At 63.9% G+C, this 24,723-nt stretch carries 24 protein-coding genes; 16 read left to right on the forward strand and 8 right to left on the reverse strand.

All coding sequences use genetic code 11. The features are described from left to right. Positions 1-11 precede the first annotated feature (11 nt). Together HV681_RS26040 and HV681_RS26045 are read right to left on the reverse strand one after the other, a co-directional pair. Positions 12-878: a branched-chain amino acid ABC transporter permease gene (locus HV681_RS26040; RefSeq protein WP_175126000.1), complete on the reverse strand. Its 867-nt coding sequence runs from the start codon at positions 876-878 to the stop codon at positions 12-14. Positions 879-1,012: 134 nt separating this feature from the next. Then, positions 1,013-2,212 (reverse strand): ABC transporter substrate-binding protein, encoded by a 1,200-nt coding sequence (locus tag HV681_RS26045; RefSeq protein ID WP_175126001.1) that lies wholly within the window; start codon positions 2,210-2,212, stop codon positions 1,013-1,015. A gap of 330 nt (positions 2,213-2,542) precedes the next feature. Here HV681_RS26045 and HV681_RS26050 point away from each other — a divergent pair, with 330 nt between their 5' ends. From HV681_RS26050 to kce, 3 genes are read left to right on the forward strand one after another with little or no spacing between them, the layout of a single operon-like run. Continuing rightward, positions 2,543-3,325, forward strand: coding sequence for an SDR family oxidoreductase (locus tag HV681_RS26050; protein ID WP_175126002.1), 783 nt, complete (start codon positions 2,543-2,545; stop codon positions 3,323-3,325). Next, the gene (locus HV681_RS26055; protein WP_175126003.1) at positions 3,325-4,278 is read left to right on the forward strand and encodes a 3-hydroxyacyl-CoA dehydrogenase; all 954 of its coding nucleotides are present in this window, start codon (positions 3,325-3,327) and stop codon (positions 4,276-4,278) included. The genes HV681_RS26050 and HV681_RS26055 overlap by 1 nt, the downstream gene beginning before the upstream one ends. Further along, positions 4,271-5,206: a 3,5-dioxohexanoate:acetyl-CoA acetone transferase gene (gene kce, locus HV681_RS26060; protein ID WP_056570653.1), complete on the forward strand. Its 936-nt coding sequence runs from the start codon at positions 4,271-4,273 to the stop codon at positions 5,204-5,206. Before HV681_RS26055 ends, kce begins: the two co-directional genes overlap by 8 nt. A gap of 63 nt (positions 5,207-5,269) precedes the next feature. Here the strand turns inward: kce and HV681_RS26065 are convergent, their stop codons facing one another. Both HV681_RS26065 and HV681_RS26070 read right to left on the reverse strand, forming a co-directional pair. Beyond that, the gene (locus HV681_RS26065) at positions 5,270-6,340 is read right to left on the reverse strand and encodes a glycerol dehydrogenase (RefSeq protein WP_175126004.1); all 1,071 of its coding nucleotides are present in this window, start codon (positions 6,338-6,340) and stop codon (positions 5,270-5,272) included. 9 nt (positions 6,341-6,349) lie between these two features. Beyond that, positions 6,350-7,054 carry a GntR family transcriptional regulator gene (locus tag HV681_RS26070; protein ID WP_056570648.1) on the reverse strand — a complete coding sequence of 235 codons (705 nt, stop codon included), beginning with the start codon at positions 7,052-7,054 and terminating at the stop codon, positions 6,350-6,352. Between the two features lie 124 nt (positions 7,055-7,178). Here HV681_RS26070 and HV681_RS26075 point away from each other — a divergent pair, with 124 nt between their 5' ends. From HV681_RS26075 to HV681_RS26115, 9 genes are all read left to right on the forward strand, one after another. Beyond that, positions 7,179-8,036: a transketolase gene (locus HV681_RS26075; protein WP_175126005.1), complete on the forward strand. Its 858-nt coding sequence runs from the start codon at positions 7,179-7,181 to the stop codon at positions 8,034-8,036. Further along, complete coding sequence (locus HV681_RS26080; RefSeq protein ID WP_175126006.1) at positions 8,037-9,023, forward strand: transketolase family protein; 987 nt, start codon at positions 8,037-8,039, stop codon at positions 9,021-9,023. A gap of 13 nt (positions 9,024-9,036) precedes the next feature. After that, entirely contained in the window at positions 9,037-9,840 is an 804-nt protein-coding gene (locus HV681_RS26085) for a shikimate dehydrogenase family protein (RefSeq protein ID WP_175126007.1), read from the forward strand. Positions 9,841-9,869: 29 nt separating this feature from the next. After that, the gene (locus HV681_RS26090; protein WP_175126008.1) at positions 9,870-11,468 is read left to right on the forward strand and encodes a GMC family oxidoreductase; all 1,599 of its coding nucleotides are present in this window, start codon (positions 9,870-9,872) and stop codon (positions 11,466-11,468) included. Positions 11,469-11,609: 141 nt separating this feature from the next. Continuing rightward, positions 11,610-12,320, forward strand: coding sequence for a glutathione S-transferase (locus tag HV681_RS26095; protein WP_175126009.1), 711 nt, complete (start codon positions 11,610-11,612; stop codon positions 12,318-12,320). Between the two features lie 168 nt (positions 12,321-12,488). Continuing rightward, positions 12,489-13,832, forward strand: a complete 1,344-nt coding sequence (locus tag HV681_RS28070; RefSeq protein ID WP_175126010.1) for a methyl-accepting chemotaxis protein — start codon at positions 12,489-12,491, stop codon at positions 13,830-13,832. Between the two features lie 106 nt (positions 13,833-13,938). After that, the gene (locus tag HV681_RS26105) at positions 13,939-14,163 is read left to right on the forward strand and encodes a DUF1653 domain-containing protein (protein WP_056570982.1); all 225 of its coding nucleotides are present in this window, start codon (positions 13,939-13,941) and stop codon (positions 14,161-14,163) included. 4 nt (positions 14,164-14,167) lie between these two features. Further along, complete coding sequence (locus HV681_RS26110; protein ID WP_175126011.1) at positions 14,168-14,779, forward strand: 3'-5' exonuclease; 612 nt, start codon at positions 14,168-14,170, stop codon at positions 14,777-14,779. A 28-nt stretch (positions 14,780-14,807) separates the two neighbouring features. Further along, complete coding sequence (locus tag HV681_RS26115) at positions 14,808-15,164, forward strand: nucleotide pyrophosphohydrolase (protein WP_175126012.1); 357 nt, start codon at positions 14,808-14,810, stop codon at positions 15,162-15,164. Between the two features lie 38 nt (positions 15,165-15,202). Here the strand turns inward: HV681_RS26115 and HV681_RS26120 are convergent, their stop codons facing one another. After that, on the reverse strand, positions 15,203-15,493 hold the full coding sequence (locus HV681_RS26120) for an antibiotic biosynthesis monooxygenase family protein (RefSeq protein ID WP_175126013.1): 291 nt from the start codon (positions 15,491-15,493) through the stop codon (positions 15,203-15,205). Between the two features lie 155 nt (positions 15,494-15,648). On the opposite strand from HV681_RS26120, the gene HV681_RS26125 reads away from it, so the two are divergent. The 3 genes from HV681_RS26125 to HV681_RS26135 all read left to right on the forward strand — a co-directional run bounded on the left by HV681_RS26125 (position 15,649) and on the right by HV681_RS26135 (position 17,517). Continuing rightward, a complete protein-coding gene (locus tag HV681_RS26125) occupies positions 15,649-15,966 on the forward strand; it encodes a hypothetical protein (protein ID WP_254594383.1) in 318 nt (105 codons plus the stop codon). Positions 15,967-16,303: 337 nt separating this feature from the next. Beyond that, positions 16,304-16,780: a hypothetical protein gene (locus HV681_RS26130; protein ID WP_175126015.1), complete on the forward strand. Its 477-nt coding sequence runs from the start codon at positions 16,304-16,306 to the stop codon at positions 16,778-16,780. Between the two features lie 44 nt (positions 16,781-16,824). Further along, a complete protein-coding gene (locus HV681_RS26135; protein WP_175126016.1) occupies positions 16,825-17,517 on the forward strand; it encodes a hypothetical protein in 693 nt (230 codons plus the stop codon). A 22-nt stretch (positions 17,518-17,539) separates the two neighbouring features. Here the strand turns inward: HV681_RS26135 and HV681_RS26140 are convergent, their stop codons facing one another. Both HV681_RS26140 and HV681_RS26145 read right to left on the reverse strand, forming a co-directional pair. After that, on the reverse strand, positions 17,540-19,954 hold the full coding sequence (locus tag HV681_RS26140) for a DUF3772 domain-containing protein (RefSeq protein ID WP_175126017.1): 2,415 nt from the start codon (positions 19,952-19,954) through the stop codon (positions 17,540-17,542). A gap of 227 nt (positions 19,955-20,181) precedes the next feature. Beyond that, positions 20,182-21,108: a LysR family transcriptional regulator gene (locus HV681_RS26145; RefSeq protein ID WP_175126018.1), complete on the reverse strand. Its 927-nt coding sequence runs from the start codon at positions 21,106-21,108 to the stop codon at positions 20,182-20,184. A 247-nt stretch (positions 21,109-21,355) separates the two neighbouring features. On the opposite strand from HV681_RS26145, the gene scpC reads away from it, so the two are divergent. Continuing rightward, on the forward strand, positions 21,356-22,873 hold the full coding sequence (gene scpC, locus HV681_RS26150; protein WP_175126019.1) for a succinyl-CoA:acetate CoA-transferase ScpC: 1,518 nt from the start codon (positions 21,356-21,358) through the stop codon (positions 22,871-22,873). A 154-nt stretch (positions 22,874-23,027) separates the two neighbouring features. On the opposite strand, the gene HV681_RS26155 is transcribed toward scpC, so the two are convergent. Continuing rightward, the gene (locus tag HV681_RS26155) at positions 23,028-23,951 is read right to left on the reverse strand and encodes a LysR substrate-binding domain-containing protein (protein ID WP_175126023.1); all 924 of its coding nucleotides are present in this window, start codon (positions 23,949-23,951) and stop codon (positions 23,028-23,030) included. Positions 23,952-24,723: the final 772 nt, after the last annotated feature.

Genomic DNA, 24,723 nt, shown 5'->3' on the forward strand with positions numbered 1-24,723 from the left:
TGTTGTTCTGGTCACTCTGTACCGACACCGAACAGACCGTTCGGCTTCAGGACAAGGATCAAGAGGAAGATCCCGAAATAGACGACCTCTTTCAGGTCGGGCGCGATGTAGAAACCCGCCAGCGTGTCGACGATGCCGATGATCATGGACCCTGCGACGGCGCCATACAGGCTGCCCAGCCCGCCCAGCACCACGATCACGAACGCGGTCAGCACGAAGTAGGTGCCCACCGTGGGGAACACCGGGTACTGTGGCGCAAGCAACCCCGCGGCGATGCCGACAAAGGCGGTGCCCAGCCCGAAAGCAATGGCGTAGACGTTATTGACGTTCACTCCCATCAGCGTGGCGGCGTAGCGGTGCTGTGCCACAGCCCGCAACGCGCGGCCCAGATAGGTGCGGTGCATGAACAGGTGCAGCAGCACAGCCAGCGTCAGGCCGATGATGAACGTGACGACTTGTCCCGTGACCATCGAAAACGGACCGAACTCGATGGCGTTGGTGCCCAATTCGACCGGCGCGCGATAGACGTTTGCGCCAAAGATCACCAGCGCCAGGTTCAAGAGGATGGTGGACACGCCCACCGTGGCGAAGATCTGGATGTGTTGATCCGCATGAAGCAGCGGCTGGATGATGCCCTTCTGCGTCAGCGCGCCCAGCGCGAACAGGATGACGGCCACCGGAATCAGACCCGCGTAGGGGTGGACGCCGAACTGCGCCGCGATCAGATAGACCATGTACATGCCGATCATCAGGAACTCGCCATGCGCGAAGTTCACGACGCGCACGACACCGAAAATGAGCGTCAGCCCCAGGCTGATGATCGTGTATGCGCCGCCCAGCAACAGGCCGTTGATGACCAGTTGAATGAATAATTCCATTGTGCAACCTCTAAGTGCGGGAAGCGCCCCGTCCCTGTCCCGCAGCGTCCAGGGGCGGGGCGCTCAGGCCCCGGGTAAGACCGGACGCGCACCGGGGGCGCAAGGCCCCGGCGCCCGGCCGCTGGCATCGCGCTTTATTTCTTGAAGATGGGCTTGCCGAGAGCGAGGTTTTCCGGGCCGATGGTGACGAGCTTGCCGTCTTGCCACTGCATCACGTAGAAGGTCGAGGCATTGTTCTGCCCGTCTTCGCCGAAGTCGAAGCCCCAGCCGTTGGCCGTCTGGCCGGCGGGCTTCTTGTAGGCCAGCACCGCGGCGCGGATCTTGTCCTTGTCCGTGGACTTGGCGTTGGCGATGGCTTCAAAGAAGGCCTTGGCGCCGACGTAGTTGGTCAGGCTGTGGCCGGATTGCGGATCGCTCTTGTAGGTTGCCTTGTAGGCTTCGAGGAACTTGTCCAGGCCTGGCGCGCCGGCCGGATTGATGGACGCTTGCGGGAAGTCCAGGTCGAACACGCCGTTCATGTCGGCGCCCACGGCCTTGGCGGTGTCGGCCAGCGAATAGCCGCCGCCCGCCCCGATCACGACCTTGGGCTTGAAAGCCGCCGCGCGCGCCTGGCTGAAGAACAGGATGGCGTCGTTCTGGTAGGCCGTCTGCAGCACCACGTCGGTCTTCGCGCCCTTCAGGCGCAGGATCAGCGACGACAAGTCGACGGTCTTGGCCGAATACGGCAAAACCTCCACCACGTTGTAGCCAAGTTCCTGGGCGCGCTTCTTCTCGGTGGCCGCCACGTCGGTCCCATACGGGCCGTCTTCGTGGATGATGCCGATCTTGATGTCCTTCGGGTTCAGGCCCATGCCCGGCGCGATGGTGTCATGCAACGCGTTCACGACCGACACGCCGTACAGCGCGGTGTTGGGGTTGCTGCGGAACAGGTACTTGTAGTTGCGCGTGGTGATCTTATGCGCGGTGGCACCCAGTTCGAAGTAGGGCACGCCCGCCAGCTCCGTCACGGGCGAAGCCGCGTACGAAATGCCCGATGCATAGCTGCCGAACACCCCGACCACGTTGGCCGAGATCAGGCGCTTGGTCTCGGACACCGCCTGGGTCGGATCGACGGCGTCGGCCTTGATGATTTCGATCTTCTCGCCGTTGATCCCCCCGGCCGCGTTGATCTCGTTAACGGCCAGTTCCAGACCGCGATAGCTTTCCTGTCCAAGCAGCGCAAGCGCGCCGCTGAACGGGAATAGCGCGCCTACCTTCATGTCGGCCGCTGCGGTGCCGCTTGCCAGCGCGCTGCATACACCCAGCGCCAAAACAATTTTGTTGAACTTGAACACTGTCTACGCTCCTTTGTTGGTATGGAATGCGGACTGGATCTGCGTTCCGTCCGTCTTTTGCTATATATGATATATGTGCCGGCGGGGCGAGGAACCCTCGCCTTGGATTCTAGTGGCGGTCGCTTCATGCCGAATCAGGGAATTCCCTGAAACCGCATGAATAACGCCTTAGCGGCCGAAATACGAGGAAAATGCGCAGCTGATTCCGTCAGGCGAACGACGCTTTTTGGATGAAGCGGCACACGCAAGACGGATCACAGGATAGCTGGTTTTATCATATATCGTATATGATGGTCCGCACTTATAAGAACGATCCTAGGAGACAAGCGCATGTTCGAGGAAGTGGATTTCACCGGCAAGAAAGTACTCATCACCGCCGGCGCCGATGGGCTGGGCCTGGAAATGGCCAAGGTCTTTCACCACGCGGGCGCTACCGTGTTCGTGTGCGACGTCAACGAGGAACGGCTGGCCGCGTTGCCTACGGAACTGCCCGGTGTGCAGGTGGCGCGGGCCGACGTATCCGACGAAGCCGGTGTTGAACAGCTGTTCGCCGCCGTTCGCCAAACACTCGGCGGCCTGGACATTCTGATCAACAACGCGGGTGTGGCCGGTCCCACGGGTTTCGTCGAAACGCTTTCCAAGGCGGATTGGGACCGAACGCTCGCCGTCAACATCACCGGCCAGTTCCTGTGCGCGCGTCAGGCCATTCCCCTGCTCAAGGAATCGAAGGCCGGCGTGATGATCAATCTCTCTTCGGCGGCGGGGCATCTTGGCTTTGCGGGCCGGTCGGTGTATTCCGCCTCCAAATGGGCGGTCATCGGGTTCACCAAGTCGCTCGCGATCGAACTGGGCGGCCATGGCATTCGCGTCAACGCCATCCTGCCCGGCGCGGTTGAAGGCCCGCGAATTCGCGCCGTCATCGCCGCCAAGGCCGATACGCTGGGCCGGCCGGTCGAAGAGATCGCGGCGCAGTACGAAAACCAGGCCGTGCTCGGCCGCATGGTCACAGCCCGCGACATCGCCAACATGGTCCTGTTCAACGCCAGCGAAGCGGCGCGCAGCGTGACAGGCCAGGCCATCGTCGTGGACGGCTTCACGCAGAAGCTCTACTGATGGCCGCGGACCACATGCCGCGGCGCGCGGCCATCATTGGAACGGGACTGATCGGGCAAGGGTGGGCCATCGTGTTCGCGCGCATGGGCTGGGAAGTGCGGCTTCATGATGTGAACGCTGCGATGCTTGCCGAAGCGCGTGCGCTCATCCTGCAACAGCTTCGCGTGCTGGAAACACAGGGCCTGCTCGACAACGCGGATGCCATCGTCGACCGCGTGCAGGTGTCGGCCAGCTTGCAAGAGGCATTGCAGGGCGCCAGCTACGTCCAGGAGAATTCCCCGGAAAGCGTCGAGATCAAGCGCGCGCTGTTTTCCGAACTGGACGCGCTGGCCGAACCCCACGCCATCATAGGCAGCTCCACGTCCAGCATCCCGGCCAGCCAGTTCACCGAGCATCTCGCCGGCAGGCACCGGTGCCTCGTGGCGCATCCGGTCAATCCGCCGTACCTGATTCCGGTCGTCGAACTGTGCCCGGCGCCGTGGACCAGCCCCGAAGCGCTGTCCGGCGCGCGCGACGTGATGACTGGCATCGGCCAGAAGCCCGTGCTGGTGCGGCGCGAAATCGAAGGCTTCATCCTGAACCGCCTGCAAGGCGCGTTGCTGCAGGAAGCCTTCCGGCTGGCAAGCCAGGGCATCGCCAGCGCCGAAGACATCGACACCACCGTCAAGGACGGCCTGGGTCTGCGCTGGTCCTTCATGGGACCGTTTGAAACCATCGACCTGAACGCGCCGGGCGGCATCGCGGATTACTGCCGCCGCTATGGCGGACTCTATCAGTCCATTGGCGCAAGCCAGGGCGATTGCGTGGCCTGGGAAGGCGCGCTGGTCGACGCACTATCCGAGGAGCGGCGCGCCCTGCTGCCCGAGGAAGACCTTGCCGCACGCCGCTTCTGGCGCGACGAAAAGCTGATGCGCCTCATGCGTCACAAACAACACGGAGACAACAATGGCTAAGCCCAAACAGAAAGTCGTCATCACTTGCGCCGTCACGGGCGCCATCCACACGCCCAGCATGTCGCCGCACCTGCCGGTCACGGCCGACGAGATCGCCGAGGCGGCCATCGGCGCGGCCAAGGCCGGCGCCGCCGTCCTGCACCTGCATGCGCGGGATCCGCAGACGGGCAAGCCTTCGCAGGATCCGGCGCTGTTCAAGCCTTTCCTTGAGCGCATCAAGCGCGAGACCGACGCCATCATCAACATCACCACCGGCGGCAGTCCGCACATGACGGTGGAAGAACGCATGCGGCCGGCCACTACGTTCCAGCCGGAGCTGGCGTCGCTGAACATGGGCTCCATGAACTTCGGCCTCTTTCCCATGCTGGACCGCTTCTCCGAGTTCAAGCACGACTGGGAGCGGGAGCATCTGGAGAACAGCCGCTCGCTCATCTTCCGCAACACCTACCAGGACATCGAATCCATTCTGACGCTTGGCAACGCCAACGGCACGCGCTTTGAGTTCGAGTGCTATGACATCAGCCACCTCTACAACCTGGCGCATTTCGTGGACCGCGGCCTGGTCAAGTCGCCGCCCTTCATCCAATCGGTGTTCGGCATCCTGGGCGGCATCGGCCCGCACCCGGAAGACCTGATGCACATGAAGCGCACGGCGGACCGCCTCTTTGGCAACGACTACGAATGGTCGATTCTGGGCGCCGGCCGCAACCAGATGCCGTTGGCAACCATCGGCGCAGCGATGGGGTCGAACGTGCGGGTGGGCCTTGAAGACTCGCTGTGGATCGGACCGGGGCAACTGGCCGAATCCAATCGCGTGCAGGTGGAGCGCATCCGCGGCATCCTCGAGGCGCTGAACCTGGAGGTCGCCACGCCGGACGAAGCGCGGGCCAAGCTGGGATTGAAAGGTAAGGACAACGTCGCGTTCTGATGCCGCGGGCGGGCAGGGCGGCCGGCGGGCATCAAACCCGCCAGCCCTTGCTCTGCAGTGGGGTCAGGCGTGACGGCGCAGCGCGGCGGCCAGCGTGGCCACATCCAGCGTACGGTCAAAGTTGGCGGCATGGCGCGCTTTCAGGCTGAGGTCCGCCGCCAGCGACAGTTCCGCATCGGACGGCTCGCCGGCCGCGCCAAGTTCGCGCAGCGTGACCGGCAGACCGACCTGGGCATACCACTGCTTCAGATCGGCCAGCATGCCGTCGTTGCGGTTCTCCAGGTCAAGCTGCACCAGCAAGCCCACCGCCACCTGCAGGCCGTGCAGCGCGGTGGCGACGCCGTTGATCTTTGGTAGCCCGCGCGTCAGAGCGTGGGCAATGGACAAGCCACCGCTTTCAAATCCCAGACCGCTCATGAGGATCATCGCTTCCACCACGCGCTCGAAGGCGGGCGTGGGTTGGCCGGTTCCGGCAACGGCCACGGCATCCGCGCCGTCCGCCAGCAACGTGCGCAGGCAGCCGTCGGCGATGAGCTGGGCCGTGAGCAGCGGCGCCGCGTCGTACATGTTCTTGCCGCCGTTGCGCTGGCATTGTTCGGCTTCAAACTTTTTGGAGATTGCATCGCCCAGCCCGGCCCGGAAGAAGTGCACCGGCGCGGTCGCGATGATGGCGGTGTCGACCAGCACGATGGTCGGATTGAACAGCATGTGCTCGACGGCCAGGAGGTTGTGATGTGCGTCGTAAAGCACGTAATTCTTGCTGGTGGGCGCGTCGTTGGACGCCACGGTGGGCACGGTGATCAGGTGGCAGTGCGACGACTTGGCCACGGCTTTGCCGGCATCCAGCGACTTGCCGCCGCCCACCGCAATCACCATGTCGATGTTCGCCGGCGACGCCTGCGCCCGCAATCCGTCGATGACTTCAGGCGTCAGGTCGCCTTCGACGATCAGCGGCGCAAGCACTACGCCATGCTGGGCGCACAGCGCTTCGATTTTCGGTCCCAACACGCCATGGACATAGCTGTCGATGACCAGCGCGGCGCGCTTTCCGAACAGCGCCGCGTATTGCCCCAGCGCGTCCAGGGCGCCCGATCCCTGGATGTAGCGGCTGGGCGCTCCGAAAATCTTCAGCATGGCGTCTCCCTATTTGCGAGCCCCTGGGGGGCGGTAGTCGAGTTCTTTTTCCCGTTCGACCAGCCAGTCGATCATGATCTTTCCGCCCCAGACCAGATCGGCCTGGATGGCGTTGCGCGCCGCTTCCGAATCACGCGCTTCCAGGGCCTCGATGACGGCCTCATGGCGATGCTCGTTTTCGGAATAGTCCAGGCCGGCAGTCTTGACGTGAAACACCTTGAGGATGGGGCCGGTGATGACCCAGAACGACTCAACGGTGTTGCGCAGGATGGGCTTGTTGCTGGCTTCGAGGATGGCGAAGTGGAACTTGCGGTTCAGGTAGCTGGCGCGCTTGGGGTCGGTGGACGTGCACGAGATGAAATCCCGTTGCAACGCGATCAGGTTGTCGAGCTGCTTGCGCGTGATGTTTTGCGCGGCCTCGGCGGCGCCCATGCCTTCAAGGTGGAAGCGGATCTGCTGGATCTCCCGCAGCTTTTCCGAGTTGACGTACGGCACGTAGACCGCGGTGGCCGCCTGCATCTCGAGCCCTTGCTCACTGATCAGCCGGAAGATGGCCTCGCGCACCGGCGTGATGGACACGCCCATTTCCTGCGCCAGCTCGCCGATGATCAGGCGCTCGCCAGGTTCGTATTGCCCGTTGATCAGGGCATTACGGATTTCGTTGTAGACCCTGACGGAAAGGTTCTCTTTTTTGACCGGTTTGAGGCTGGGCATGGCGTTTCTGGCTTGCTGTATGGAGGGTGCAGGTGAATCCAGGAGCGATTCTAGCCCGGCGTAGCCAATTCGAGCGCAATGGGTATATTATATATCATATATCCATACAACAGGAGGAGGCGCGATGCGCAAGGATCAAGAGGCCCCTACCGCAGGGGAAATCGCGATGCTGCGGGAAAAGGCCCGCCATATCAGGCTGGAGACCATCCGCCTCATCGAAATCGCCAAGGTCGGACACTACAGTTCCGTCTTTTCGTGCGCCGAGATCTTCGCGGCGCTTTATTTTGATGTGATGCGTCTGCGCCCGGGCGAGCCGCAGTGGCCGGATCGTGACCGCTTCCTCATGGGCAAGGGCCACGCCGCCGTCGGCCTGTTCCCCGTGCTGGCCGATCTGGGCTTCATCGATCACGCGCTGCTGGACGGCTACACGCGGTTGGGCAGCCCCCTCGGCGATCACCCCGACATGAGCAAGGTGCCGGGCGTCGACTTCAGCTCGGGCTCCATCGGTCATGCGCTGTCCAACGGCGTTGGCATGGCCGTCGGCGGCCGCATGAACCAGCGGGACTTCAACGTGTTCGTGATGCTGGGCGACGGCGAAATGCAGGAAGGGCAGGTGTGGGAAGCCGCATTGTTCGCCGCGCACAACCGCTTGTCCCGCCTCATCGCCATCATCGACCGCAACGGCTATCAGCTCGACGGCAAGGTCGACGACGTCATGGGGGTGGAGTCGCTGAAAGAAAAGTGGCAGGCGTTCGGCTGGGAGGTCCACGAAGTCGATGGTCACAATCTTGCCGAACTGACTGCGCTGCTGCGCCGCCTGCGCGCCGATGATGCGCGCGCCAAGCCCGCATGCGTGATCGCCCGGACCATCAAGGGCAAGGGTGTCTCCTATATGGAAACCGAACCGGGCTGGCACCTGGGCTACCTGGCCCCGCAAGATGCGCAAAGCGCTGTCGAAGAAATCCTCTCCCGCGAGATCTGAATGGCACAGGCACAAGTACTCTCTCCCGATTCCTGGCAGTACCGCGCCCTGAATGCGGTGAACCCCGGGCTGTCCTACCTTTCCGACGGATTGATCGAGCTGGTGAAGGCCGGGCATCCCGTCGTGGCCGGATCGGCCGACCTGCAGTATTCGAACGGGCTGAACCGCTTCGCCGAGGCCTATCCCGACCGCTACGTGCAGTTCGGCATCTCTGAGCAGAACATGGTTTCGGCGGCCGCCGGGCTGGCAACGACCGGCATGATGCCGTTCGTCGCCACGTTCGCGTCGTTCCTCGGGTTGCTGTGCTGCGAACAGATCCGGATGGACGTCGCCTACACGCGCCTTCCGGTTCGCCTGATCGGCCATCACACGGGTATCAGTCTGGGTTTCTACGGCACCTCGCACCACGCCACCGAAGACATCTCCACCATGCGCGCGCTGGCGGGCCTGACGGTGGTGTCTCCCGCGGACGGCCCGCAACTGGCGGCGGCCATCAAGGCGTCCGCGGACTGGCCCGAGCCCATCTATTTCCGTATCGGCCGCGGGCGCGATCCGCAGGTCTACGAAGACAACACGCAGTTCGAATTCGGCCGTGCCATCGTCCACGAAGCCGGTAGCGACCTGACGCTGATCGCCTGCGGCATTACGCTGCACGGTGCGCTGGCCGCGGCTCGCCAGTTGCGCGAAGAGGGCCTGTCGGTTGGCGTGATCGACATGCCGACGATCAAGCCGCTGGACCGCGACGCCATCCTGAAGGCTGCCGGGCAGTCGCGCCTGATGATGACGGTCGAAGAGCACAATGTGCTGGGCGGCCTGGGATCGGCAGTTGCCGAGGTGCTGGCCGACGCGGGCACCGGCACGCGGTTGCGCCGTCATGGCATCTATGACGAATACAGCCTCATTGCGCCGCCCACCACGCTGTACGCCCATTACAAGCTAGACGCCGAAGGCATTGCCGGCGTCGCGCGAGAATTCATCCAGCATTGATCCGGAGACATCCATGAAGGAAATCAGCGGCAACACGCGCCTGTTCGGCATCCTGGCCGACCCGATTCACCATGTGAAGACGCCGCAGCGCATGAACGAACACTTCGCCAAGATCGGTTTCGATGGCGTCTGCGTGCCATTTCACGCGCGGCCCGACAACCTGGCGGCCGTGGTCGACGGCCTGCGCCGCCTGGAAAACCTGGGCGGCGTGATCGTCACGGTGCCGCACAAGACCGCCATCCTGGAACTGGCCGACGACGCCACGCCCGTCGCCCGCAAGATCGGCGCGGCCAATGTGTTGCGGCGTGAGGCCGATGGGCGCCTCGTGGCGCACATGCTGGACGGCGAGGGCTTCGTGCGTGGCCTGCGCAGTTGCGGCGTCGCCCCCGAGGGCAAGAGCGTCTACCTGGCGGGCGCGGGCGGCGCAGCCAATGCGATTGGCTTCGCGCTGGTGCAGGCTGGCGTCTCACGCCTGACCATCGCCAACCGCACGCCCGCCAAGGCCGAGGACCTCAAGGCCCGCATCCTGTCGCTGCATCCAGACGCGCAGATCGCGGTGGGCAATGCCGACCCCGCCGGCCATGACCTCGTCGTCAACGGCACGTCGCTGGGCATGAAAGAGGGCGATCCGCTACCGCTGGACGTCAGCCGCCTGACGCCGGAGCAACTGGTTTGCGAGGTCATCATGCAGCCCAAGGACACGGCGCTGCTCGTGGCGGCGCAGGCGCGCGGCTGCAAGATTCATTACGGCGCGCCGATGCTGGCCTGCCAGATCGAACTGATGGTGGAAACGCTGGGCGTGACGCCCGCCCGTTAGGCGGCGCTGCACACATTCGGTAGACAACGATGGGCGACTACGACTTCATCATCGCGGGCGGCGGAACGGCCGGCTGCATCCTGGCCAACCGCCTCAGCGCGGACGGCAAGTATCGCGTGCTGCTGCTGGAGGCCGGCCACGAGGCGCGCAGCATGTGGATTCCCATTCCGGCGGGCTTTTCCAAGCTGCTGGTCGATCCGCAATACAACTGGCGCTTTGCCACCGAACCCGAGGACAACGTCCACGGACGCGTTATCGCCGTACCCCGCGGCAAGGGATTGGGCGGGTCCACGCTGATCAACGGCATGATCTACGTGCGCGGCCAGCCCCAGGATTACGACGGCTGGGTGGCCGCGGGCGCTGCCGGTTGGGGACGCGACGTGGCCGAGCGCATCTACCGCAAAATAGAGAACTACGCGCCGGGCGGTGAGACCCGCGGCAAGGACGGCCCGATGCACCTTGAAGAGGTAGCCGAGCGCTTTCCGGTGTCGGACGCCTTCCTGCAGGCTGCGCGCGAAGACGGCCAACCCTTCAATCCGGACTACAACAGCGGCGATCAGGAAGGCGTGGGCTACTACCAGGTGCTCCAGCACCACGGCCGGCGCTGGAGTGTCGTGGACGGCTACCTGAAACCGGCCGCGGGACGGCGCAACCTCAGTATCGAATGCGGCGCCCATGTCACGCGTCTGATGTTCGAAGGCAAGCGCTGCGTCGGCGTGGTCTACCGCCAGAACGGGCAGGAACACGTCGTGCGCGCACGCCGAGAAACGCTGGTCTGCATGGGGGCGGTGCAATCCCCGCAATTGCTCGAACTGTCCGGAGTGGGCAATGCAGCCTTGCTGGCCTCGCACGGTATCGGCGTGGTGCACGCGCAGCCGGCGGTGGGCGAAAACTACATCGACCACTTCGCCACGCGCATGAACTGGCGCGTCAAGAACACGGTCACCTTGAACGAAATGTCGCGCGGCTGGCGGCTGGCGCAGCAGGTGGCGCGTTACTACATAAGCCGCAAAGGCATCCTGACGCTGGGCACAGGGTTGGTGCACGGCTTCGTGAAAAGCGCGCCCGGATTGCCCACCCCCGACGTGCAGTTTTTCTTCGTGCACGCCAGCTACGCCAACGCTGCCGAACGCATCCTGGACCGGCATCCCGGCATGACGATCGGGGTGGCGCAGTTGCGTCCCGAGTCCGTCGGGTCCATTCACATCAAGTCGGCCGATCCGCTGGCCGGACCTGCCATCCGGCCCAACTTCCTGTCCGCGCAGGTCGACCGCGACAGCCTGGTAGGCGGGATGCAGGTGGCGCGCCGCATCGTGAGCCAGCCCGCCCTCAAACGCTACGTGGAGGCCGAGGTCAGCCCCGGCGTGCAGGTGGACAGCGACGACGAATGGCTGGACTTTGCGCGGCGCAACGGACAGACCATCTACCACCCCATCGGCACCTGCCGCATGGGCACGGACGCCGCGGCCGTCACGGACGTGCGGCTGCGTGTCAACGGGCTGACAGGCCTGCGCGTGGTGGATGCCTCGGTCATGCCGAAGATGGTTTCCGGCAACACGCAGGCCGCCGTCATGATGGTGGCCGAGCGCGGTGCGGAGATGATCCTCGAAGACGCGGCGCAGGCGTAGGGAACTTCCGGTCAGTAAAAATGGCGCGCTTGCTTACGGCTGGCGCGCCATTTTTCTTGAAGGCGCCCGGCATGCGCCTTGCTAACGCGCTGTTCCGACTGCAGACTGCAGGTTAGGCTGCACCAACTGAAAGGAGAACGTATGACCTACGACCTTTGGTATTGGGATGGCATTCCCGGGCGGGGAGAATTCGTGCGCCTGGCGCTGGAAGCGGGCGGTATTCCGTATCGGGAACGCGCCCGCGATCCGGGCGCCGACGAAAGCGCGTTGATCGACGACATGCAATCGGCCCGCAAGCATCCGCCTTTTGCGCCGCCTTATCTGGTGGCCGGAAAAATGACGTTGGGGCAGACCGCCAACATTCTGCTTTTCCTCGGCGAAAAGCATGGCCTGGCGCCCGAATCGCTTGAAGGCCGGTTGTGGGTAAACCAGTTGCAACTCACCATTGCCGACATGGTGGCCGAAGCGCACGACACCCATCATCCCATTTCCGCCAGCGATTATTACGAAGACCAGAAAGAAGAGGCCGCCCGCCGCGCCAAGGTATTTCGCGAAGCGCGTATTCCGAAGTTCCTGGGGTATTTCGAACGGCTGCTGGACGGGCCGCAGGCGTGGTTGGCGGGCGGCGTCAAATGGACCTACGTGGACTTGTCCCTTTATCACCTGGTCGATGGCTTGCTGTTCGCGTTTCCCAAACGCATGGCGACCGTTGCTGCGCATTATCCAAAGGTGTTGGCCCTGCATGAGCGCGTGACCGCTTTGCCTGAACTGCAGGCCTATTTTTCGAGCGGCCGGCGCTTGCCGTTTGGCGAGGGCATTTTCCGCCAATATCGCGAGCTGGACGCGGCTTGAATCCGGGATTTCCCGGGTGTGCGTCGTGACGACGCTTTGAATTCTTTTTAAAAAGGGACATTCAGAATTACATCGGGCCATGATAATTTCTGGGATTAAGTAGTTTCCATTAGATACATAAGAATTACGTGTACCAGGCACGCCGGCAAACACACCCTGGAGGTTTCCATGCTTTGGCATACTCTTGGCCGCTTCATCCGTGGATATCGCAGTACCGATAAAAACGACCTGCTGGGACAGATCGACGCCATTCACAAATCCCAGGCGGTCATTGAGTTTGATCTGAACGGCCACATCCTGATGGCCAATCAGAACTTCCTGGACACCACGGGCTATTCGCTCGAAGAAATCCAGGGGCGTCACCACCGCATGTTCATCGATCCCGATGAACGCGGGTCGCCGCAATATGCAGCCTTTTGGGAAAGGCTGGGACAGGGCGCACATGATTCCGGTCGTTATCGGCGGATTCGCAAAGATGGCTCGGACGTCTGGCTGCAGGCGTCGTACAACCCCATCTTTGACAAGCGCGGACGGCCGGTGAAGGTGATCAAGTACGCCACCGACATCACCGATCAGCAAAATCGCCAGGCAGATTCCGAAGGCCAGCTCGCGGCGATTTCCAAGGTCCAGGCGATCATCGAGTTCAATCTCGACGGCACCATCCTGCGTGCCAACGACCTGTTTCTCGGTGCGGTGGGGTATCGCGCCGACGAGGTGCTGGGCCGGCATCACAGCCTCTTTGTCCCGCCCGAAGAAGCCCGAAGCACGGCGTACAAGGATTTCTGGCGCCGGCTGCGCAATGGCGAGCACGACACCGGCCAGTACATGCGCTTGGGCAAGGGCGGACGCCAGGTCTGGATCGAAGCCAGCTACAACCCCATTCTCGACGCGCAGGGCCGGCCATTCAAGGTGGTGAAGTTCGCTACCGACATCACCAAGCGCTTTACCGCCGCGCAGACGCTGCAAGTGGCCGTCCAGGGCCTGACCGAAAACGCCGAACGCGCGCGACAGGCCAACAGCCTCGCCCAGGACGCCAGCCGCATCGCTGAAACGGGCGGCGATACGATGCGCGACGTGGTGACGACCATGGAAGCCATCACGGGCAGTTCGCGCCGCATTTCCGAGATCATCGGGGTCATGGACGGCATTGCATTCCAGACCAACATCCTTGCGTTGAACGCGGCCGTCGAGGCCGCGCGCGCCGGCGAGCACGGCAGGGGCTTCGCGGTCGTGGCCTCAGAGGTCCGCAATCTGGCGCAAAGCAGCGCGGCGGCCGCGAAGGAAATCAAGGCGCTCATCACGACCTCCGTGGCGCAGGTCGAAGGCGGCGCGGTGCAGGTCCAGTCCGCCGGCGGCACAATGGAGGGGATCGTTGCGTCGTCTCGCCGCGTGACCGAAATCATGGCTCAGGTCGTTGAAGTGTCGCTGGCGCAATCGGACAAGCTGGCCGGCGTGACCGAAGATCTCACCGATACCCACGCCGAACCCACAAGACGATTGCGCGCCGCCTAGCGGGCAGGGCATCTGCGCGCGAGTGCGCTATAAAGACGGCATTGCCGATCATCTGTGGCCCGCGCGGGCAATTTCCGCCGCGGGCCATGCCTTTTGCCCGATGTCCATGACTGAATCCGAAGCCCTCGCGCTTGCCACGCACCGCCACTACAAGGGTGGCCTTTACCGCTACATAGGCACTGCCCGCCATTCCGAAACCGAAGAGTCCATGGTGGTGTACGAACACCTCTGGCCGCACGCGCGCGGGCTGTGGGTGCGCCCGGCCGATCTGTTCTTCGGGCAGCTTGCCGACGGTTCGGCCCGGTTCGCCGCCCTGCATCCGGCGGAGTAAGCGCGTGACGTATTTCTATCGGCGCACGCGTGCGGCCAGCGCATCGCCGGCCCGTCCCACGGCGCGTGCGCAAGCGGCCTTGACGCACGCGCTTGAAGCGTTGGGCCGCCCCTTCATCGTGGCCGACCTGGAAACGACCGGCCTGTCCACCGCAAGCTGCGAAATTCTTGAATTTGCGGCGGTCAGAGTGGGCGAGGGCGGGGCGGTCGTCAACGAATACACGCAGGTCGTTCGCACTTGCGGCCGTGTCCCTTCCTTCATATCCCGTCTTACCGGCATTACGCAGGCTGAAGTCGATCGCGACGGCATTCCCGTCGCGCAGGCCTTCTCGTCGTTCCTGGATTTTGTCGAGGATCTGCCGGTGTTCTTCCATAACGCCTCGTTCGACCGGCGCTTCCTGAGCGCGGCCGCTGACCAGACGGGGCTGCCTTTTTCGAACGCCACGCACTGCACGTTGGCATTGGCGCGCCGCGCGTGGCCGGAGTTGCCGTCGCACAAGCTCGACATCCTGGCGCGGCACGTCGGCGCCTCGCAGCCGACCCACCGTGCGTTGGCAGACGTGCGGACGACGGTCGCGGTCGCGCTTGCAGCCAGCGCTCGGCTGGCCTGCGCGTAAACGAGGCGCCATTTCTTTGGGAGTTCCCATGTCAGACCTGGAAGCAATCCGCCTCGCCGTGCGCCAGTTCACGGCTGAACGCGAATGGCAGCAATTCCATTCGCCCAAGAATCTGGCGATGGCGCTGGCGGGGGAAACGGGCGAACTCGTCTCGTTGTTCCAGTGGCTGGATGAAGACGAGTCGCGCAATCTGCCGGCCGCCCGGCTTGCGGACGCCGCGGACGAGATCGCCGACGTGCAGATGTATCTGGTGGCCCTGGCGGATCAGCTTGGCATTGATATCGCGCAGGCGGTTGCCGGCAAGATGGTGAAGAACGCCAACAAGTATCCCGCCGATGCGTTCCGGCGCAGCGCTCGCAAATACAACGAGCCCCCGGAAGAATAAGCGCCGGTCCGCGCAGCCGCTGGACCGGCGCCGAAAGTTCAAATCACTTTTTGCTCGTGGTGCACTTGGGGCGGCTCAACGAAAAAGCCGCCGACCAGCTTGCGCCATTCCTGGAAGTCGGCCGATTCCCGGAAATCCACCATGTGGTTTTCGACCGTTTCCCAATCCACCACCAGCGTGTAGCGCTGCGGCTGCTCGATGCTGCGGTACAGTTCCATGCCATGGCAGCCCTTGGCGCGCAGAAAAAGCGGCTTCGCCTGGGTAACACCGGCTTCAAACAGCGCTTCCTGTCCTTCGCGGACGTGGATGCTGGCAATCTTCTGAATCATGGCTTGGTCTCCGATTGATGGGGGTAGGCAAGGCGGGAGTAGTATGGCCGAAAACCTCGATTCCAGCCCGCTTCATGAATTACCGAGCCGTCACATTGACTCGTCTCATTTCCGTCCGCCTACTCTGGTATGTCGCCGTCGGCATCATTGCTCTGATGTCCCTGTACCTGCATACGCAATTCGGCGTTGTGGTGCTGCTGTCTGCCATCGCCATCTACATTCCTTTGTCGATGCTTGGATTGCCGCTCGTTGCGTGGCTATGCCTGTCGCGCCGCACAAGCGGCGTTGCGGCCGGGCTGCCGCCCGCCTGGCCCGCGTATCTTGCGGGCGTGACCGGCATTGTCCTGCTGGGCAGCTATCAGGTGCTTGCCAATCTGTACGTGGCCGAATGCGGCTTCCTGCTTGTGCTGGTGGCCGTGGACCTGATGCTGGCGCGCCGCGAGACCGGCTGGCTGCTACACCTGGCGCGTTAGATATCACGCGTGAGCCTCACGCGCGCGGCCCCATCCTTTGAGTTGAAACCCACCCGCAAGCGGGGCTTGACGGACGCATTGCGTCATCCATACGCATGGCCGTGCGAAGCCGGTATCTCCGCTTTCAGGTTTGTGTAATTCGCGAGTCCATCCTCCAGAAAGACCCGGTCGTTCGTTTAACCGATACCGACCTGCCTAGGACGGCGCAATCATTCCGTACCAATACGAAAGTCCCACGCCCTGCGAATGCAAGGGCGCAGTTCCTGGGTAGTAACGGTCCGCGCCGGTCGGTCTCCGGCACCTGTGCATCCGTGCAGACGGATCAGGAGGAGCTCAAATGAAAAAGCTCGCAGCAGTCGCCGCGTTGTCATTGTTTGCCGCATCGGCTTACGCCACTGGCCCGGGCCAGGTCGGCGGTTCGGTGACCGGTCACGCCGGCGCCATCAACGGTACCGCTTCGTCCATCTCCACCGGCAGTTCGGTGGTGGCCACCCAGGTGAACGGCTACGGCTCGTCGAGCCAGACGTCGTTCGGCAGCACGGGCGGCATCGCGGAAGTCGGCGGATCGTTCAGCCGCGACGGCACGCAAGTCGTCACCAGCACGCGGCAGTACGCCAATAGCGAGTCGTACGGGCATGTGACGGGCAACGCCCCAATCATGGTCGGCGACAGCATCGCCAACGGCGGCGCAACGTTCGGCAAGACGGATACGAGCGCCTCGGCGACGGGCTCGTTCCACGCGGCAAATATCGGCGCGTTCGGGTCGATACACGGCGTCGGCCCGGTGGGCCATGTCGTTGGGTTCAATCGCTGACCCAATTATCCGGACGGCTTCGGCCGTCCGGGCGAGGGGACATCATGAAGAGCATCGTTCTAGCCATCTCCCTGTCGCTCGCCGCCATGTCGGCGGGGGCGCAGACCAGCACGTCCAGTTCCACGACGTCGGCATCGTCCGGGTCGACCAACGCGGGCAACAACCAGGGCATCACACTCAACTCAAGCAACAGCGGGACCAGCACGTTGCGCAGCGCACCGCCGGTTGGCGGCCAGAGCTTCTACGGCTCGTTCTCGTCGGACAGCTGCATGGTGTCAGCGGGCGGCGGCGGGTCCGTGGTGGGTTTCGGGATGAACGTCGCGATTCCGATCGAGGACCAGAAATGCAGTCTGCGCCGCAACTTCGAGCGCACGATGCAGGCTGCGGCATCGACCAAGGACGCGGATCGCTCGCGGCGTCTGGAAACCGCGGCCATCGATATCCTGTGCCAGACCGACGATCGCACCAAGGCGGCGCTGGTGGCGCAGGGGCTCTGCACCAATCCTGCGCTGACGACGGCGGACCATCGGTTCGACAGCGGCGCCGTGGCGCAGGTCGCGCCGCAGACGCCCGTCCAGACTGCAGCCACGGCGCCCGCGCTGCCGCAGGCGGCGGCAACGCCGATGGTGCAGGGCTATCCGGTTCTGTCAGCCCGCAGCGCCGCGTTCACCGCGCCGCCACTGCGCAACCCTCGCGTGGAGCGGCAACAGTTCGCCGACCTGTACTCTCCCGGCTGAAGCGGCCTGTGCATGACGGCAATCAGGGCGTGGCGGGCGGCGGGACCGCGACGGGCGCGGGCGCCTGCGCGGGTTCCGGCGCCGACGCGAGCAGCATGGTCGGCGGGGACGACACTTCAAGCTTGGCCTCGTCCAGGCGCTTGAGCACCGTGAACAGCAGCGCGCTGCGCACGCCGTACGCGGCACGCGGCGACGACACATAGCCCCTAGCATTGAAGATCAGGTGGCCTGCGTCGATACCGTCCAGGAAGACGTTGGGCGCCGGCGACTCCAGCACGTCTTCGTGATCCGCCAACGCCTGCAGCATCAGTTCACGCACCTGCTCGGCATCCGTCGACAACGGCATGGGCAGCTTGATCTGCACCAGGCCAAGCGGATTGGACCGCGTCACGTTGCGCACCGTTTTCGTCACGAATTCGGAGTTGGGCACGATCACCGTCGACCGGTCTCCCATCTGGATCTCGGTGGCGCGCACATTGATGCGCAGGATGTCGCCTTCGACGCCGCCCAGCGAAACCCAGTCGCCCACCTTCACCGGCCGCTCGGCCAGCAAAATCAGGCCCGACACGAAGTTCTGCACCACCGCCTGAAGGCCAAAACCGATACCCACCGACAGCGCGCTCGCGATCCACGCGACCCGCTCCAGTCCGATTCCCGCGGCCGACAGCGACAACGCCACGGCCAGCACGAAGCCGCCGTACCCAAACAGCGTCGCGGCCGACAACTGCATGCCCGGGTCCAGCTCCGTGGTGGGCAGATAGCGGTTGGATAGCCAGCGCTTGAGCATCTTCACGCCCAGCAGCGACAGCGCCAGCACGATCAACGCCTGCAGCACCGCGCCGGGCCGGATCTGCGCCTCGCCGATGGCCAGGCCCTTGCGGAGCTGGTCAAAGCGCTGCACCAGATCCATCGGCGCTTCGCCGAACGGCGCCAACACCAGAATGATGGCAAGCAGCGCGATGGCCACGCGACCCAGTCCGGACAGCAGCACCGCGGCCTGATCGCGCATGCTGGGCCCTTCGCCTTCACCGCCTTCGCGGTGCGCCGTGCCCAACAAGGTGCTGAAACCGTCCTCGACCAGCGTCGATGCCAGGTAGGCCGACGCCAGCACGATCAGCACCCACAACACCTGCTTGACCAGGAAGCTGCCGAACGCCACGTAACCCAGCAGCAGGCTAGCGAAGCTGACGATCAGCACCGTCCAGATGGCGGCCAGCATCAGCGAGACCCAGAGCGGAATCGGCGCTTCGCTGTCCTGCATGACCTGGCGGCGCAGGCGGCGGCCGATGAACAGCACGGCGGCAAGCAACGCCATGCTCAACACGCCCACGATGCCGGTCAGGGTGATGGTCGTGGTCAGGCTGGCGTCCAGCAGGACGGGCAACCGTTCCGCGAGCCAGATCAGGACCACCAGCACGCCCAGCGTGCCGGGAAGCCAGCGCAGCCGGTTCGCCACGATGTCGCTGACCGGCGGCAGGCGCCAGGACGGACGATTGGTGGACAGCAAGGCGTAGCCCATCCCCGACACGAAGCCGCCGAAGCAGACCGTGGCTACCAGGTTGGTCAGGAGCGAATCGGTGCTGTCCGACAGTTGCGATCTCCAGTCCAGGCCGGTCTGGATGAGCAAGGCGATCACGCCAGGCGTGGCGACCGAAAGCGCCACGAGGGCCACCGCCAGAAACGATCGGCGCAGCCGTCCGGGCGGCACTCGGGTTGCCGTGAGCCGCAGCAGATACCGGCCAACCCAGACGCGCAGTGCAATTGCCAGACCGGCAACGACCGTCAGCAGCAGCCAACCCCATTTCGGCGTCTGTCCCACGGCGGTGGACAGGTCATCGCGCAACGCTTCAAGCCGTTCCAGATCCCGGGGAAACTCCTGGCGGAATTCGGCCCAGAACTGGCCCGACAGGAAGGAGTCGCGACGCTCGCCCAAGCGTGCCTGAAACTGCTTGCGCCGCTGGGCTGAAATCTGTTCAGCCGTCTGGCCGGCATCCACTGACAGCAGCCGCGCCAACTTGATCTGCGCGTCCAGCGCGCGGCTGTTCTTTTCCAGCTGGGCGCGCTGCGCCGCCACATCCGGCGCTTCCTTCGCGCCGTCCGGCGGCGTGCCCAGTTCGCTCAGGCGTGCGGTCACGCTGGCCAGTTGCGGCGTCAGCGCTTCAGTTGCGGCGTCTGCCTTGGACTGGATGTCCAGCGCCTCGCCCCGCTGCTTGAGCAGCACGGCGTCGTCCGTTTCGTCGGGGACCCGCTTGCGGATCTCGTCAATCTGCTTGCGGGCCGCACCCAGAACGGCTTCGGTGTCGGCGGGGGCGGCGGGCGGCGCCGCAAAGGCGGGCAGGAAGCAGAAGACCAGCAGCAGCGCAGCAAGCAGCGCCGCCAGGTTGGGCGCGCGGACGAGGCGGGCGCGAAAGGGCTGAGTGGGCGTGGTGGGGATCATGTTTTTGGGGCGAGTTGCTCGCGTGGAGGCGGCAGCATAACAAGCCGCCGCCTCACCCGTTGCAACAAAAACTGGTGTTACGTCCCCGTATTTTTAAGGGTGCCTGTTCGTGGGCTTGACCTCGCTAGCGGGCCGGGAAATTGGGGCCGGATTTGCCCGGCCAGATCAGCATGCCGACCGGCCATGACGGCCGTCGCAACGCCTGTTTACCAGCCGAACGTTTGGATTCACTTCAACTGGCGTCCGGACGCCTGTGCAGCCCGCGCGCGAGGCTTGCCCAGCACCGCGTCGCAGACCTGCAACCATGCACGCGCGGCAAACGACAGATAGCCGGATTGCAGCCAGATATGGCCAACCTCCCACTGGATGCCCGACTTCGCAAGCTTCGCGGTACTCAGGCCGCGGGTCTTCATCCGCTGCATCAGCGGTTCGGGCAAGAGGGCCACGCCAAGTCCTGCCGAGGCCATTGCCACCAGAAAATCCCAATGCGCGCTTTGCGCCGCGATGCTTGGCTGCAGGCCTGCATCGGCAAACGCCTGCCGCAACCGCCGGGTGATTGCGAAGTCGTCGGTGGGGATCAGCAGCCGCGCCTCGCGCAGCGCGCTCAGCGGCAGCGACGTCTTTCCGGCCCACGGCGCGTCTGGCGGCCCGATCACCCAGATCGGATAGCTGCCAAACGCCTGCGCGGCCAGACCTCCGTCGGGGGCGACAGGCAGGATGGTGGCGCCGACCTCCAGTTCGCCGCTGGCCACCAGGTTTTCGACCGCCTGGCCCGTGCCTTCGCGCAGGGTCAGGTGGATGCCGGGATGCAATTCGCGGAACCGTTTCACAACTGGCGTGAACAGCAGATTGATCATGGGCGGGATACCGACCTCGAGAGCCCCGCGTCCCAGCTCCGCGGTCTGGCGCATTTCCTCCGACAGTTGGCGCATAGTCTCCAGCACTTGCAGGCCACGCTGGTACATGACCCGGCCGGTATCGGTAGGGCGGGCGGTGTGCCCGTCGCGGATCAGAAGCGGCGTGCCGGCTTCTTCTTCCAGTTGCCGGATCATCTTGCTGACTGTGGACTGCGTGACGAACAGCGCCTTGGCCGCCTGCGTGAAGCTGGCATGCCTGACGGTTTCCACGAAATACCGCAATGCGCGCACGTCCATGGGAAAGCTGACCCTCCGCGCCGTGCGCGAGAAAAATTCAAATGATGAAAAAAACGACTGGAACGGATGATTTTAAGTCATTACGAGATTTGCCCTCGGCTTCCTATACTGCCGAAAAATCGTCCCGGCGCCCGTATCCACGGCCTTCGGGACTTCGGGAAACGCCGCGTCAGACGGTGCCCGGGCGCTGCAGACCCCAGCCGCTACGCCCGGCCCTAAGCCGCCAGCCTTTGAATTTGGAGACACCATGCCTTTCGACCGGATCCGTAACGCCGACCTGCACGCCAGGATCACTTCAGCCGAACAGGCCGCCTTACTGGTTCAGGACGGAATGACCGTCGGAATGAGCGGATTCACTCGGGCAGGCGACTGTAAGTCGGTGCCGGCCGCGCTGGCAGCGCGCGCAGAACGCGAACCGCTCGCCATCACGTTGATCACGGGCGCATCACTCGGCCACGACACCGACAAAATGCTGGCGCAGGCCAATGCGCTGGCACGACGTCTGCCGTTCCAGGTCGACACGACCCTGCGCCGCAAGATCAATCAGGGTGAAATCGCCTTCATCGACCAGCATTTGTCCGAAACCGTGGAGCAGTTGCGGGCGGGCCATCTGGGCCCCATCAACGTGGCCATCATCGAAGCCGCCGCCGTCACGGAATCCGGCGCGATCGTGCCGACCATGTCGGTAGGCAACTCCGCGTCGTTCGTGCAGCAGGCCGACAAGATCATTGTGGAACTGAATATGAGCGTGCCTGCCGCCATCGAAGGCCTGCACGATATCTACGTTCCCGGCGACCGTCCCGCCCGAGAGCCCATCGGCCTGGTGTCTGCGGACCAGCGCATCGGTCAGACCTGCATCGAGGTCGATCCTGCCCGGATCGCCGCCATCGTCATCACGCAAGAGCCCGACAGCCCCTCCAACGCGCTGCCGCCCGATACCGAGACCAACGCCATTGCAGGTCACATCAACCAATTCCTGCGCGGCGAGGTGGATGCTGGTCGCCTGACCAACGCGCTGCTGCCGTTGCAGGCAGGCATAGGCACCATCGCCAACGCGGTCTTGCACGGGTTCGAGTCGTCTGATTTTGAGAACCTGGTCATGTATTCCGAAGTGCTGCAGGACAGCGCGATCGAGTTGCTCGACCAGGGCAAGCTGGCATTCGCCTCGGCGTCGTCCATCACCGTATCCAAGCCCGTGTACGAGAAGATCCTCGCCAACATGGAGCACTACCGCCAGCGCATCGTGCTGCGTCCGCAAGAAATCAGCAACGCACCCGAGATCGTGCGGCGCCTGGGCATCATCGCCATCAACACGGCGCTGGAATTCGACATCTACGGCAACGTGAACTCCACACACGTTGGCGGCACGCACATGATGAACGGCATCGGCGGCTCAGGCGACTTCGCCCGCAACGCCCATCTTTCGATCTTCGTGTCCAAGTCGATGGCCAAGAACGGCGACATCTCCAGCGTGGTGCCAATGGTGTCCCACGTCGACCACACGGAGCACGACGTTGACGTGCTCGTCACGGAATGCGGTCTGGCTGATCTGCGCGGCCTTGCGCCACGTGAGCGCGCCCGCGCCATCATTCAGAACTGCGTGCATCCGTCGTACCGCGACGCGCTACAAGACTATTTCGATCGTGCTTGCGCCCGTGGCGGCCAGACGCCGCATCTGCTGGAAGAAGCGTTCTCCTGGCACCAGCGGTTCAACGAAACCGACTCGATGCAGCCCGTCGCGGCATCGGCGCGCAAGGCGGCCTGAAGCACGACTACAGATTGACTGCCGCCGTCGCGGCGTCCGCCTGGTCTTTCGAGCGAAGCGAACTCAGGCTTTTTAGGCAATGTCCTGCCGGGCGCCGCGTTTTGGTCAAGGTAAAGCTGCTGCCCGCCGCTTTACCTTTTTTTTCGCCTGCGCTCTAACTTTCGTCCTCGGGCTTGGAGGTCACCAGGGTCTGGCGCGACATTTCCAGTTCGTCGCGCAGCCATTGCTTGAACGCATTCAGCGGCGCCCAATCCCGCAAGCTCGGCCGGTACACCAGGTGGTAGGTCTGCCCCAGTTCGTAATGCACGCGCACGGGCGACACCTGTACTAGCCGCCCCGCACAAAGCGCGTCGGCCGCCAGCAGTTCACGGCCAAGCGTGATGCCCAAACCCTGCTCGGCAGCCTGCAGCATCATCCCCGCATCATTGAACGAAGCCACAGGCGTGACCGGCGTCGGAAAACCGGCCGCCGTGAACCAATGCTGCCAAAGCTCGCGCTCGCCGAGCAAAGGCTGCCGCGCCAGCGTTTCGGGCGAATTGTCGGGCAGGGCCGCCAACGTCTCAGGCGACGCCAGCACGATGAGCGGCAGCGGCACATCAAACAGCGGCTCTGACTCCACCCCGGCCCACGGCCCTTGCCCGATCCGAAGCGCGGCATGGAATCCGTCCCGCGCCAGATCGACCACCTGCTGGGAAGTCTCGATCTCCAATGCCAGTTCCGGATGCCGGGCGCGCCACCGCGCCATGCGCGGCAACAGCCAGCGCTGCGCAAACGATGGCAATACCGACACGCGCAACCGTTGTTCGCGCCCGCTCGCGGCCGCGTTCGCCGTCATCAGCCCTTCGTCGAGCAACGCCATGGCGCCCTGCACGCTGCACAGCAACGCCGCACCGGCCGAGTTCAACACGATGCCACGGCCGCTACGCTCGAAAAGCGGAAAGCCAATTTGCTCTTCAAGCACCTTGATTTGCTGGCTCACGGCGCTGTGCGTCAAGTGCAGCCGCTCAGCGGCGGCGCGCAGATTCTGCAGTTCCGCAACAACGCGAAAAGCGGGGAGGGTATTCAGCGGCAACCGCATGGCAGGCCTATTCAAGAAATATTGGTCATCGTAGCTTACCGAAAGGGCCAAAACAATTCGATTTTCAGCGGGTCTTTGGGCGCTTAAGCTTACCAAAACGAAACAAAAGGAGCCCGTTATGACCGCGCAACCTCTCACACCCACGTCTTCCTTGGTCGGCACGCCCCGCGGACCCCTGCCCACGGCCGGACCTGTCGCGTCCGTAACAATCGCGTCCATCCCCGTCGCACCCATACCTTCGCGTTCTGCAGCCGTCGGCCTATCGCCCGCACTCCCTGCAACGCCTGCCGTGTTGGAGGCCGCGCAAGCACCGGACCGCAGCTTCCTCACGCGCATTTGGCACGCCTATCGCGCTTGGCGCAACACGGCGCGGATGCGCAACATGGCCCAGGACATGGAGCCGCACCTGCTCTGCGACGTGGGCGCACCCCCATGGCTGATCAACGAAGCCAGCGTGAGGCGCGAACTTTCCCGCCTTCGCCACATCGATTACATCCGATGGTAGTCCGGCATGCACCAGCCGCGACGCGCGGAAATCCTGCCCGAAGGCTCGGGGATACGTCCACTTGCGGCGCGTATATATATAGAGCGTCTATATATACAGCGCCAAGGTCGCCTCTCCAGAGAGAGCAACATAATTTGCGACACCCACATGACAGCGCAAAATTCTGTGCTATAGTCTCGCTCCTTCGCAGCTCACACAGTTTTTGAGACGCGAAGCCAAGCAAGTGCAACAGGCGAGGCGGGGGCATCCCGGCATCACCTGCCGCAA

It is taken from the genome of Achromobacter animicus (assembly GCF_902859585.1).
Lineage (GTDB): Bacteria > Pseudomonadota > Gammaproteobacteria > Burkholderiales > Burkholderiaceae_B > Achromobacter > Achromobacter animicus.

What these genes read in the sequence shown, in the direction of transcription:
- HV681_RS26040 (WP_175126000.1), bottom strand. Translation starts at nt 878, where the DNA reads ATGGAATTATTCATTCAACTGGTCATCAACGGCCTGTTGCTGGGCGGC.
- HV681_RS26090 (WP_175126008.1), top strand. Translation starts at nt 9,870, where the DNA reads ATGGGCGACTACGACTTCATCATCGCGGGCGGCGGAACGGCCGGCTGC.
- HV681_RS28070 (WP_175126010.1), top strand. Translation starts at nt 12,489, where the DNA reads ATGCTTTGGCATACTCTTGGCCGCTTCATCCGTGGATATCGCAGTACC.
- HV681_RS26115 (WP_175126012.1), top strand. Translation starts at nt 14,808, where the DNA reads ATGTCAGACCTGGAAGCAATCCGCCTCGCCGTGCGCCAGTTCACGGCT.
- kce (WP_056570653.1), top strand. Translation starts at nt 4,271, where the DNA reads ATGGCTAAGCCCAAACAGAAAGTCGTCATCACTTGCGCCGTCACGGGC.
- HV681_RS26085 (WP_175126007.1), top strand. Translation starts at nt 9,037, where the DNA reads ATGAAGGAAATCAGCGGCAACACGCGCCTGTTCGGCATCCTGGCCGAC.
- HV681_RS26075 (WP_175126005.1), top strand. Translation starts at nt 7,179, where the DNA reads ATGCGCAAGGATCAAGAGGCCCCTACCGCAGGGGAAATCGCGATGCTG.
- HV681_RS26050 (WP_175126002.1), top strand. Translation starts at nt 2,543, where the DNA reads ATGTTCGAGGAAGTGGATTTCACCGGCAAGAAAGTACTCATCACCGCC.
- HV681_RS26155 (WP_175126023.1), bottom strand. Translation starts at nt 23,951, where the DNA reads ATGCGGTTGCCGCTGAATACCCTCCCCGCTTTTCGCGTTGTTGCGGAA.
- HV681_RS26065 (WP_175126004.1), bottom strand. Translation starts at nt 6,340, where the DNA reads ATGCTGAAGATTTTCGGAGCGCCCAGCCGCTACATCCAGGGATCGGGC.
- HV681_RS26080 (WP_175126006.1), top strand. Translation starts at nt 8,037, where the DNA reads ATGGCACAGGCACAAGTACTCTCTCCCGATTCCTGGCAGTACCGCGCC.
- HV681_RS26140 (WP_175126017.1), bottom strand. Translation starts at nt 19,954, where the DNA reads ATGATCCCCACCACGCCCACTCAGCCCTTTCGCGCCCGCCTCGTCCGC.
- HV681_RS26135 (WP_175126016.1), top strand. Translation starts at nt 16,825, where the DNA reads ATGAAGAGCATCGTTCTAGCCATCTCCCTGTCGCTCGCCGCCATGTCG.
- HV681_RS26120 (WP_175126013.1), bottom strand. Translation starts at nt 15,493, where the DNA reads ATGATTCAGAAGATTGCCAGCATCCACGTCCGCGAAGGACAGGAAGCG.
- HV681_RS26095 (WP_175126009.1), top strand. Translation starts at nt 11,610, where the DNA reads ATGACCTACGACCTTTGGTATTGGGATGGCATTCCCGGGCGGGGAGAA.
- HV681_RS26145 (WP_175126018.1), bottom strand. Translation starts at nt 21,108, where the DNA reads ATGGACGTGCGCGCATTGCGGTATTTCGTGGAAACCGTCAGGCATGCC.
- HV681_RS26130 (WP_175126015.1), top strand. Translation starts at nt 16,304, where the DNA reads ATGAAAAAGCTCGCAGCAGTCGCCGCGTTGTCATTGTTTGCCGCATCG.
- HV681_RS26105 (WP_056570982.1), top strand. Translation starts at nt 13,939, where the DNA reads ATGACTGAATCCGAAGCCCTCGCGCTTGCCACGCACCGCCACTACAAG.
- HV681_RS26055 (WP_175126003.1), top strand. Translation starts at nt 3,325, where the DNA reads ATGGCCGCGGACCACATGCCGCGGCGCGCGGCCATCATTGGAACGGGA.
- HV681_RS26125 (WP_254594383.1), top strand. Translation starts at nt 15,649, where the DNA reads ATGTCCCTGTACCTGCATACGCAATTCGGCGTTGTGGTGCTGCTGTCT.
- scpC (WP_175126019.1), top strand. Translation starts at nt 21,356, where the DNA reads ATGCCTTTCGACCGGATCCGTAACGCCGACCTGCACGCCAGGATCACT.
- HV681_RS26070 (WP_056570648.1), bottom strand. Translation starts at nt 7,054, where the DNA reads ATGCCCAGCCTCAAACCGGTCAAAAAAGAGAACCTTTCCGTCAGGGTC.